The sequence below is a fragment of the Streptomyces sp. ICC1 genome, from assembly GCF_003287935.1.
Classification (GTDB): domain Bacteria; phylum Actinomycetota; class Actinomycetes; order Streptomycetales; family Streptomycetaceae; genus Streptomyces; species Streptomyces tritrimontium.
In genome coordinates this window covers 8,366,339-8,376,483 of the sequence record NZ_CP030287.1, presented here as the reverse complement: position 1 = coordinate 8,376,483, position 10,145 = coordinate 8,366,339, and the positions used below count along the sequence as shown (strand labels likewise).

7 protein-coding genes and 1 pseudogene are annotated in these 10,145 nt (G+C 72.9%); 4 read left to right on the top strand and 4 right to left on the bottom strand.

Features of this window, described 5'->3' with window-relative positions; genetic code table 11:
* Positions 1 to 730: 730 nt before the first annotated feature.
* Positions 731 to 2,833: a PhoX family phosphatase gene (locus DRB96_RS39280; protein ID WP_112452682.1), complete on the top strand. Its 2,103-nt coding sequence runs from the start codon at positions 731 to 733 to the stop codon at positions 2,831 to 2,833.
* Between the two features lie 86 nt (positions 2,834 to 2,919).
* Here DRB96_RS39280 and DRB96_RS39275 read toward each other — a convergent pair whose 3' ends face one another.
* Positions 2,920 to 4,179 (bottom strand): HAMP domain-containing sensor histidine kinase, encoded by a 1,260-nt coding sequence (locus DRB96_RS39275; RefSeq protein WP_112452681.1) that lies wholly within the window; start codon positions 4,177 to 4,179, stop codon positions 2,920 to 2,922.
* Between the two features lie 13 nt (positions 4,180 to 4,192).
* Entirely contained in the window at positions 4,193 to 4,906 is a 714-nt protein-coding gene (locus DRB96_RS39270) for a hypothetical protein (RefSeq protein WP_112452680.1), read from the bottom strand.
* Positions 4,907 to 5,151: 245 nt separating this feature from the next.
* Here DRB96_RS39270 and DRB96_RS39265 point away from each other — a divergent pair.
* The 3 genes and pseudogenes from DRB96_RS39265 to DRB96_RS39255 all read left to right on the top strand — a co-directional run.
* Positions 5,152 to 5,799: pseudogene (locus DRB96_RS39265) on the top strand (DUF3459 domain-containing protein); the annotation flags it as partial.
* A 25-nt stretch (positions 5,800 to 5,824) separates the two neighbouring features.
* On the top strand, positions 5,825 to 6,865 hold the full coding sequence (locus tag DRB96_RS39260) for a LacI family DNA-binding transcriptional regulator (RefSeq protein ID WP_112454322.1): 1,041 nt from the start codon (positions 5,825 to 5,827) through the stop codon (positions 6,863 to 6,865).
* Between the two features lie 167 nt (positions 6,866 to 7,032).
* Positions 7,033 to 7,938, top strand: a complete 906-nt coding sequence (locus DRB96_RS39255; RefSeq protein WP_239516445.1) for a phosphatase PAP2 family protein — start codon at positions 7,033 to 7,035, stop codon at positions 7,936 to 7,938.
* Here the strand turns inward: DRB96_RS39255 and DRB96_RS39250 are convergent.
* Positions 7,845 to 8,399, bottom strand: a complete 555-nt coding sequence (locus DRB96_RS39250; protein WP_112452679.1) for a hypothetical protein — start codon at positions 8,397 to 8,399, stop codon at positions 7,845 to 7,847. The two genes, DRB96_RS39255 and DRB96_RS39250, sit on opposite strands and share 94 nt — an antisense overlap.
* Entirely contained in the window at positions 8,396 to 9,970 is a 1,575-nt protein-coding gene (locus DRB96_RS39245; protein ID WP_239517824.1) for an amidohydrolase, read from the bottom strand. The genes DRB96_RS39250 and DRB96_RS39245 overlap by 4 nt, the downstream gene beginning before the upstream one ends.
* Positions 9,971 to 10,145: the final 175 nt, after the last annotated feature.

The following is a 10,145-nucleotide window of genomic DNA, read 5'->3' as shown; positions in this document are numbered from 1 at the left end:
AAACAAAAAAATACCACTTCACCCTCGTCTTCACCCACCCCTTTCACAGCTAGCACTTCTGCCCCGTGTCCATTCCTCTTGCACTCCCACTTCCTTCGTGACTCTACCTCCGCACACTTTCCCTTAGCACCACTCACTACGCCTGCGGGAGGGGCGGGGTGGATCCCCCCGAAGGGGATCGGCGGGCCTCCGGGACCGTGGGTTCGGGGGCGGGCGCCGTGAGGACGGTGCCCGGTTCGCGGTCGCGCGCAGCGGACTGCGGCGGGACCGTGGGGTTGTCGAAGGAAGCCGCGACGAGTTCCGCCGCCGCATCCAGTGGGGTGCGTTCGGTCTGACTCGGAAGGGCCGCCGAAGGGGCGTCGGTCGTGTCCGGAACCGCTTCCGAGGTCCGTCCGAACACCTTGCGCAACAAGCTCCGAATACCCATGGGCCAGGCCTTTCGCATGAGTGCGTGGGTCATTTGTCCGTGAGGCGCGGTAGATCCCTGCCCAGAGTGGACACGTAAGGTTATCGGCCCCTTGGCTGGAACTTCGGCAGGGGCACCTTAGGGGCACGATTCGTGGCGCCCACTGCCCCAGCACACTCCCTCCGCACCCGAACTGCCGCCCCGACGTGCCGGATTCACCGGCCGTTCACCCGCAGGCCGCCGCTTCGGCGCAACCCGCGCCTAGCGTCACCGACGGATTGTTCCGACACGTTGTCGGGGACCGTGCATCAACGGAGGACACTCGTGCGCAAGCTCCTGCCCCTCATCGGCAACTCGCATGGGGGCGGCCGTTCCGCCCTCACCTGCCGCTACCGCTGCGGCGACGCCTGCTTCCACGAGGTGCCGAACACCAGCGACAACGAGTACGTCGGCGACGTCATAGCCCGCGCCTACTCGCGCCGCTCGATGCTCCGCTCGGCCGCCGTCGTCACGGTCGCCTCGGCCGCGGGCACCGCCCTCACCCTGAGCGGCGACGGCTCCTCCGCCACCGCGGACCCCACCGCCGACACCCAGCGCACCGGCGGAGCCGGCGGCAGCACCGACGGTGCCCGCGGTCTGCGCTTCAAGCCCGTCGCGCCCAACACCGCCGACCAGGTCACGATCCCCGAGGGCCACGAGCAGAACGTGGTGATCCGCTGGGGCGACCCGATCATCAAGGGCGCGCCCGCCTTCAACCCGGACAAGCAGACCGCCGCCGCGCAGGCCGGTCAGTTCGGCTACAACAACGACTTCCTGAGCCTGCTCCCGCTCGGCGGTGACTACGAGCGCCAGCAGCTGCTCGTGGCCAACCACGAGTACACGGACGAGCAGCTCATGTTCAAGGGGTACGACGCGGCCAACCCGACCCGCGAGCAGGTCGAGATCGCCTGGGCCGCGCACGGCCTGGCCGTCGTCGTGGTCCAGGAGGACCACCGCAGCGGCAAGCTGACCGCCGTCAACCGCCACCGCCTCAACCGCCGCCTGACCGCCACCAGCGAGTTCAAGCTGACCGGTCCGGCCGCCGGTTCCGCCCTGGTGAAGACCTCCGTCGACGCCACCGGCACCAAGGTGCTCGGCACCCTCAACAACTGCGCCGGTGGCACCACCCCGTGGGGCACCACCCTCCACGGCGAGGAGAACTTCAACCAGTACTTCGGCAACGCCGGCCAGGTCACCGACCCCACCCAGGCCGCCCGCCTGAAGCGCTACGGCGTGACGGCCGGCGCCACCGAGCGCAAGTGGGAGCGGTTCGACAAGCGCTTCGACGTGGCGCAGGAGCCCAACGAGTCCCACCGCCACGGCTGGGTCGTCGAGCTGGACCCGTACGACGTGAACTCCGTCCCGCGCAAGCGCACCGCCCTCGGCCGCTTCAAGCACGAGGCCGCGCAGCCCCGCCTGACCGAGGACGGCCGCCCCGTCGTCTACATGGGCGACGACGAGCGCTTCGACTACTTCTACAAGTTCGTCTCCTCGAAGAAGATGAAGAAGGGCGACTCGCGCGCGGCGAAGGAGCACAACCTCACGCTGCTCGACGAGGGCACCCTCTACGTCGCCAAGCTCACCGGCGACTCCCCGGCCGCCGAGATCGACGGCTCGGGCAAGCTCCCCGCCGACGGCGAGTTCGACGGTTCCGGCGTCTGGATCAAGATCCTCACCTCGTCCCCCTCCGGCAACGTCTCGCACGTCGAGGGCATGACCGCCGAAGAGGTGGCCGTCTTCACGCGCCTGGCCGGTGACAAGGTCGGCGCGACCAAGATGGACCGTCCCGAGGACGTCGAGCCGTCCCCGCGCACCGGCCGCGTCTACATCGCGCTGACGAACAACACCGACCGCGGCAAGCCGGGCAAGGAAGGCGCCACCGAGGCCAACCCGCGCAACCTGAACAAGCACGGCCAGATCCTGGAGCTCGCCGAGAACTTCGACGACCCGGCCGGCGACGGGTTCGCCTGGCGCCTCTTCCTGGTCGCGGGCGACCCGAACGACCCGGCGACCTACTTCGCGGGCTTCCCGAAGGACAAGGTCAGCCCGATCTCCTGCCCGGACAACGTGGCCTTCGACCCGCACGGCAACCTGTGGATCTCCACCGACGGCAACCAGCTCGGCTCGCACGACGGCCTGTTCGGCGTCGCGACCGCGGGTGACCGCCGTGGTGAGCTGAAGCAGTTCCTGACCGTCCCGCGCGGTGCCGAGACCTGCGGTCCGATCATCCAGGACAAGCGCGTCCTGGTCGCCGTGCAGCACCCGGGCGAGATCGACGGCGCGTCCGTCGAGAAGCCGCAGTCGGTGTGGCCCGACGGTCCGGGCAAGATCGTCCGTCCGTCGGTCGTCTCCGTCTGGCGCAAGGACGGCAAGAACATCGGCGTCTGACCCGAGGCCAGTTGAACGGCCGGTCGAACCCGCGGCGCGTCCGTTGTTTCACGTGAAACAACGGACGCGCCGTTCGGACGGGCTCCTCAACTGGCGTCCGTCAGGCGCCCCACAGGGAGGCGGAGCGTGGTCACGGCGCCCCCGTCCGGGGCGTTGGAGAAGCCGAGCGCGATCTCCAGCACCGCCGCCTGGCCGGCCACGATCGTCAGGCCCAGCCCGTGGCCCCGCCCGCGCCCCGGGTCGCCGGTACGGAAGCGCCGCGGACCCTGCTCGATGAGCTCGGCGGGGTAGCCCGGCCCGTGGTCGCGGACGGTCACCACCGGGCCCTCGACGCTCACTTCGAGCGGCGGCCGCCCGTGCTTGTCGGCGTTGACCAGCAGATTGGCCAGGATCCGGTCCAGGCGCCGCCGGTCGGTGAGCACCACCGCGTCCCGCAGGATCCGTACCGAGACGGTCAGCCGGGTGCTCGCCACGACCCGTTCCACGGCCCGGCCGAGCTCCACCCGGGCCAGGTCGGCCCGTTCGACGCCCGAGTCCAGCCGGGAGATCTCCAGCAGGTCCTCGGTGAGCAGGTGCAGGGCCTTCAGCCGGTCGTTGATCATCTCCTTGGGCCGGCCCTCGGGCAGCAGCGCGGCCGCGGCCAGAGAACCGGTGAGCGGGGTGCGCAGCTCGTGCGCGACGTCCGCCGTGAACCGCTTCTCCGCCTCCAGCCGGCCCTGCAACGAGGCCGCCATCGAGTCCAGGGCCCGCGCCACGTCCCGTACCTCGTCGCGCGAGCGGGACCGGCGCGGATCCTCCCCGCCGGCCGGGAAGCCGACGCGTGCGTCCAGGTCCCCGGCGCTGATCCGGCGGGCCACGGCGGCGGTGGTGGCGAGCCGGCGGCTGATCCGCCCCGCGAAGAAGACGCCGGCGAGGGCCACCACCCCGGCGGCGAGCAGCGCGGAGACCAGGATCGCGGCGTCGATGTCGCGGAGCCGGTGGCGGGTGCCGGCGTAGGGGATCCAGACGGCGAGGGCCTGGCCGTCGGCGGGCCCGGCGGCCCACATGACGGGTTTGCCGTCCTGTTCGCCGACCATGCTGCCGGTCTTCCCGCGCGCGACCAGCTCCCGCAGCGGCCGGGGCAGCTGGGGCGGGTCCAGGGCGGTGCCCGCGACGCCGTGCGCGGTGCCGTACTGGTACTGGCTCAGGGCGTAGTCCAGTTCCCGGCCCACGTCCTTGCGGACCTCTCCGACGACCTGCTCGGCGACCACGTTGTGCACCAGGACGCCGAGGACCGCCGCGACCGTGCAGCACACGGCCGTGGTGGTCATGGCGATCTTCCAGCGCAGACTGCTCGGCAGCCGCATCGCGTCCCGCCCCTCAGCCCGTGCTCGTGGCCGGGCACGGGGCGGAGCCGGCCCTCGTGCCGGGGCATTCGTCGAGGGTGAGCTCGGACAGGTTCATGATTCCGGCGTCCGGGTCCCACACGTAGTCGGAGACGGAGGTCTTGTTCGGATTCGAGGTCGGCTCGCGCACCGCCAGGTGGTCGGCGGCCACCTCCACGCCCTCCAGGACCCCCCGCCGGGACAGGATGCGGGCGATCTTCCCGTCGTCCTGGACGGTGTAGACGCGCAGTTCGCTGACCCGGCCGTCGATGTCGAGTGCGGTGATCAGCTCGTCCCGGCCGTTGCCCGTCACATCGGACAGGACGGGGGGCCGCACGGGGCAGTCCGGGCCGCCGTCCACAGCCTGTGTGCAGAGCGCGAGCCGCTGCACCGCCCGCGGGTCGACGAGCCGGCCGGTCCCGTCGTCCGCGGCGGTGGCGGCGGTGATGTCGGCGCGGACGACCCGCAACGCGTTCACGCTCCGCATGGACAGGTCGGGGACCTCGGGGAGGCCCGGGACGACGGTGGCCGTGCCGGGCTTCTGGCCCGGGCCCGGGGGTTCGGGGTGGATGTCCTTCCACAGGCTGCGGGGGGCGTGGACGGTGCCGAGGTCGCCGTCGTCGTGCAGGCCCTCGACGTCGGCGCACCCCGCGATGGCCGCCAGGGCGGCCGCGAGCAGGAGGGGCCGGCTGTGCCGGAGGGGGCTCATGTCCCGATGCTCCCTCGGCTCCGGCCGGGGGGCCCGAGGCGGTGGGCCGTTGGGGGGACGGGCGGTCGTGGCCGGGGCCAACGATCGGGGCTCTGCCCCGGGCCCCGCGCCTCAAGCTCCCCAGCCACCGCTGGGAGGTGCCCCCTGGCGGGGCTGGGTGTGGCGGAGTTCGGCTGGATCTGGGCTGGGCTGGATTCGCCTCGAACGCCGGCGGGGCTGGGTGGCCGGGCGGGGCAGGGTGTGGCGCGGTCGGTGCTCCGACGACGTGGGTGCTGTCGAACCATGACGTGGTGCGCCATGTGACCCGGTTCGGGGGCGGGGCGCGGGGGCTGGCCCGGGCGCGGGCGGCCGCGCTGCTGATGCTGGCGCTGCCCGGGTCGGCGTACGTCTACCAGGGCGAGGAGCTGGGCCTGCCCGAGGTCGTGGACCTCCCGGACTCCGTGCGCCAGGACCCGGCGTTCGCCAGGGGCGAGGGACAGGACGGGCTGCGCGACGGCGGCCGCGTACCGATCCCCTGGTCGGGTACGCGGGCCCCGTACGGGTTCGGTGACGGCGGAAGCTGGCTGCCGCAGCCCGCCGACTGGGCCGGGCTCAGCGTGGCCGCGCAGACCGGCGACCCGCACTCGACGCTGGAGCTGTACCGCGCCGCGCTGGAGCTGCGCCGCGCGCTGCCCGGCCTGGGCGCCCCGGACGCCGGGCCGCTGACCTGGCTGTCCTCGCCCGAGGGTGTCCTTCTCTTCACCCGGCCCGGCTTCGCCTGCACCCTCAACACCCGGCCGGCCGCCGTCGAACTCCCCTCCCCCGGACGGCCCGTCCTCTCCAGCTCTCCGGTGGAGGCGGACGGGCGGACCGTCCGGCTTCCCCCGGATTCGTGCACCTGGTGGGCTTTGTAGCGTGCGACCGGTACAGTCCAATCCCGTGACCGCACGGCTAGCCGACATCGCAGCCCAGGCGGGGGTCAGCGAAGCCACAGTCAGCCGCGTGCTCAACGGCAAGCCCGGTGTGGCCGCAGGCACCCGTGAATCCGTGCTGGCCGCCCTCGACGTGCTCGGTTACGAACGTCCCGTACGCCTGCGCCAGCGCAGCGCGGGGCTCGTCGGCCTGATAACGCCCGAGCTGGACAACCCCATCTTCCCGGCGCTCGCCCAGGTCATCGGCCAGGCGCTGACCCGGCAGGGGTACACGCCGGTGCTGGCCACGCAGACGCCCGGCGGGTCCACCGAGGACGAGCTGACCGAGATGCTGGTGGACCGCGGGGTCTCCGGGATCATCTTCGTCTCCGGGCTGCACGCGGACACCACGGCCGACATGGGCCGCTACGACCAACTCCGGGGGCAGGGCGTCCCGTACGTCCTCATCAACGGTTTCTCCGACAAGGTGCGGGCCCCCTTCGTCTCCCCCGACGACCGGGCCGCCATGCAGCTCGCGGTGACCCACCTGACGGCGCTCGGGCACACCCGGATCGGGCTGGCCGTGGGGCCCAAGCGGTTCGTCCCGGTGCTCCGCAAGATCGAGGGCTTCCGGCTGGGCATGAAGGAGCGGCTCGGGCTCGGCGAGGACGAGGTCGAGGAGCTCATCCAGCACTCCCTCTACACGCTGGAGGGCGGTCAGGCCGCCGCGGCCGCGCTCATCAAGCGGGGCTGCACGGCGGTGGTGTGCGCGAGCGACATGATGGCGCTCGGCGCGATCCGGGCCGCCCGGCAGCAGGGCCTCAGGGTCCCCCAGGACGTCTCGGTCGTGGGCTTCGACGACTCCCCGCTCATAGCGTTCACGGATCCGCCGCTGACCACGATCCGCCAGCCCGTGCAGGCCATGGGCCAGGCCGCGGTGCGGACCCTGCTGGAGGAGATCGGGGGGACGCCGGCGCCGCACAGCGAGTTCGTCTTCCTGCCCGAGCTGGTCGTCCGCGGTTCGACCGCGTCCGGGCCGCAGCAGGGCCGGGGCCCCGCGCGCTCCTGAGTGCAGGGCCGAGCCAGGCCGAGCCAGGCCGGGTCAGTCGGGGTCAGTCCGGGTCAGGTCCCTAGGGGCGCAAGGCCCCGGGTCGTCCGCGAGGTGGAGGGGCTGCGGCCAAGACCGTCCCAGGGGATGATCGGAGGCGAGTACGCCATCTGGCAGACTCTTTTCCTATGGGTGAAGCGAGCGTGAAGACACTGGATACCCGGACGGACGTCTCGTCACCCACCGTGACCGAGGAGCAGGACCGCCCGGCGTCGTCCGAGGGTGCCCTGCTCTCGCGGCTGCGCGCACCCCGCCGGCCCCGGATCTGGTTCGAGGTCCTGCTGATCGCGGTCAGCTACTGGACGTACTCGCTGATCCGCAACGCCGTGCCCGAGCAGAAGGCGGCCGCGCTCGCGAACGCCGACTGGATCTGGAAGGTGGAGGGCGCCCTCGGCATCGCCGTGGAGGAGAAGGTCAACCACGCCGTCAATGCGGTGACGTGGCTGATCGTGGGCATGAACTACTACTACGCCACCCTCCACTTCGTGATGACCATCGGTGTCCTGGTCTGGATCTACCGCTTTCATCCGGGGCGGTACGCGGCGACGCGGCTCGTCCTCTTCGCCACCACGGGCGTCGCCCTGGTCGGCTACTACTTCTACCCGCTCGCGCCGCCCCGGCTGATGAACGGGCAGAACTTCGTCGACACCGTGCTGGTGCACCACACCTGGGGCTCCATGGCCTCGGGCAACCTCAAGCACATGTCGAACCAGTACGCGGCCATGCCCTCCATGCACATAGGGTGGTCGCTCTGGTGCGGGCTGACGATCTTCGCGGTCGCCTCCGCCCCCTGGGCCCGGATCCTGGGCCTGCTCTACCCCGCGGCGACACTGGTCGTGATCGTGTCCACCGCCAACCACTTCTGGCTCGACGCCGTGGGCGGCATGCTCTGCCTCGCCTTCGGCTTCGCCGTCTCCCGCGCCTGGTACGGGTCCCTCCCTCACCGGCTGCCGCGCCGGCCCGAGGAGACGGGCCGCCACCCGGTGACGGCGGCCCTCCTGAACCATCCGGCGCTGGGCCGCTTCCGCAGCTGAGCCCCGCCGGGATCGATCCGCTCCAGGGCCCCGGCGAGGGTCCGTACGTAGGTCTCGTCGGCCAGGACGCGCACCCCGTCGTAGGGGTGGTCGAGGCGTTCTTCCGAGGCCAGGACGGTGCGCAGTACGGGCGCGGCAGCCGCGGCCGGGGCGCCGATCTCCCCGAGCAGGCGGACGGCCTCCCGCGTGGGCAGCGCCGGGTTGCCGGTCCAGGCGGGGTCCACGGCCGCGAGCAGTGCGAAGGTGGGGATGCTCGGGTCGTGGGTGTGCTCGCGCGCCGGCCGCAGGCCCGGCAGCAGTACGGGGAGCAGGTCCGCTGCGGGCATCGGGGCCAGGATGGGGGTCCAGGCGCCCCCGCTGGGCAGCCGGTCCTGCTTCGCGAGCTCCCGCAGGGTGGGCAGCGCCCGGGTGTCGCCCATCCCGGCGAGGGCGAGCGCGAGGGCCCGGATGGAGCCGCTCACCCCGACGCCGTCCGGTGGGTGATCCGGCCGCCCGACATCGTGAGCCGGACCGGGGCCTCGGCCAGCTCGTCCGCCGGAGCGTCCACCGGGTCCAGGCCGAGGGCCGTCAGGTCCGCCCGGAATCCGGCCGCGATCCGGCCCGCCACCCGTTCCTCCCCCGCCGCGAGCGCGGCGTGCGAGGTCATGCCCTCCAGGGCCATGAGCCCGGTCAGGGCCGCCCCGCGCCAGGCCGGCGTACCGGCCGAGGCCGCGCCGAGCGGGCTGCGGGCGACGGCCAGCACCCGGCGGGCGTCGTGGTGGGCGATCGGCCAGTCCGAGCCGAGGGCGAGCACCGCCCCGGCTTCGCGCAGGTCCCGGCAGCGCCAGGCGCGGCCGGCCCGCTCCTCCCCCAGCCGCTTGGACCACTCGTCGCCGTGGTCGGCCCGGGTGTAGGCGGTGTGCGGCGGCTGCATCGAGGCGATCACCCCGAGCTCCGCGAACCGCTTCAGCTGGTCGTCGGGGACCGTTTCGATGTGCTCGATGCGGTGCCGCATCCGGGCGCGGGGGCCCAGCGAGGCCACGGTGTCCAGGACGTGGCGGACCGCCGCGTCGCCGATGGCGTGGGTCGCAGTACGGACCCCGGCCGCGTCGAGGGACCGTACGGCGCGGGCGTAGGCCTCGGGGTCGGGCCAGAAGGCCTCGGTGCCCCGGCCGTGGCAGTCGGCGTGTTCGAGCCAGGCGGTGCCGCCCTCGACGGTGCCGTCCATGAAGAACTTCACGCCGGCGACCTGCCAGTGGCGGCCGCCGAGCAGCTGCGTCCCGATCAGCTCCTCCAGGTCGGCGTCGGTGGCGCCGGGCATGCACCAGGGGGAGAGCCGCAGCCGCAGCGGCAGGTCGTCCTCGTACTCGACGCCGGCGAGCAGCGCCGGTACGTCGCCGTCGCCGAGGTCCATGACGTGTGCGCCGGTCAGGCCGGTGGCGGCCATGTCGGACAGCAGCCGGCTGAGGCTCCCGCGGCGCTCCGCGTACGTGGGCTTCGGCGCCAGCGAGCCCACCAGGTCCATCGCGGCGTGCTCGATGAGGTGGCCGGTGGGCCGCCCGGCGCCGTCGCAGACGATCTCGGAGCGCTGGGCGAAGGTGCGCGGGCCGGTGACCCCGGCGGCGGCGAGGGCCGCGCCGGAGGCGAGGGCGGAGTGGCCGTCGTAGAGGCGCAGGAAGGCGGGGGCGCCGGCGACGGCGTCCTCGATCAGCGCCTTGTCCACGGGGCGGCCGCCGAAGGCGTTGTGGTCGAGGCCGTGGCCGAGGACCCAGCCGCCGGGGCCGCGGCCGGCCTCGCGCAGGGCGGCGCGGAGCTGGTCGAGGTCGGTGACGGCGGACAGGTCCGTGCCGGCGGCCATCTCGATGCCCCAGACGGGGTGGCTGTGGGCGTCGGTGAGGCCGGGGGTGAGCGTGGCGCCGGCGAGGTCGACGGTCTCGGTGCCGGGTCCGCGCCAGTCGCGGACGTCGGCCTCGTCGCCGACGGCGACGATCTCGCCGTCGAGGACGGCGAGGCGCCGGGTCAGCTGGCCCTGCTGCGCGTGCTTACGGGGCACACGCAGTTCCCCGCGTACCTCACCGACGGCTCCTGGAACATCCCGGGCTACAACACGCCCATGGCGGCCTGGTTCCCCGGGCTGGTAGATCCGTGTACTACCTCCATGGGCTGGGCGCCGACGTCTCCCACGGCGCCCCAAGACTTGGTGGGCCGGCCTCGCGCACACCGAGCTC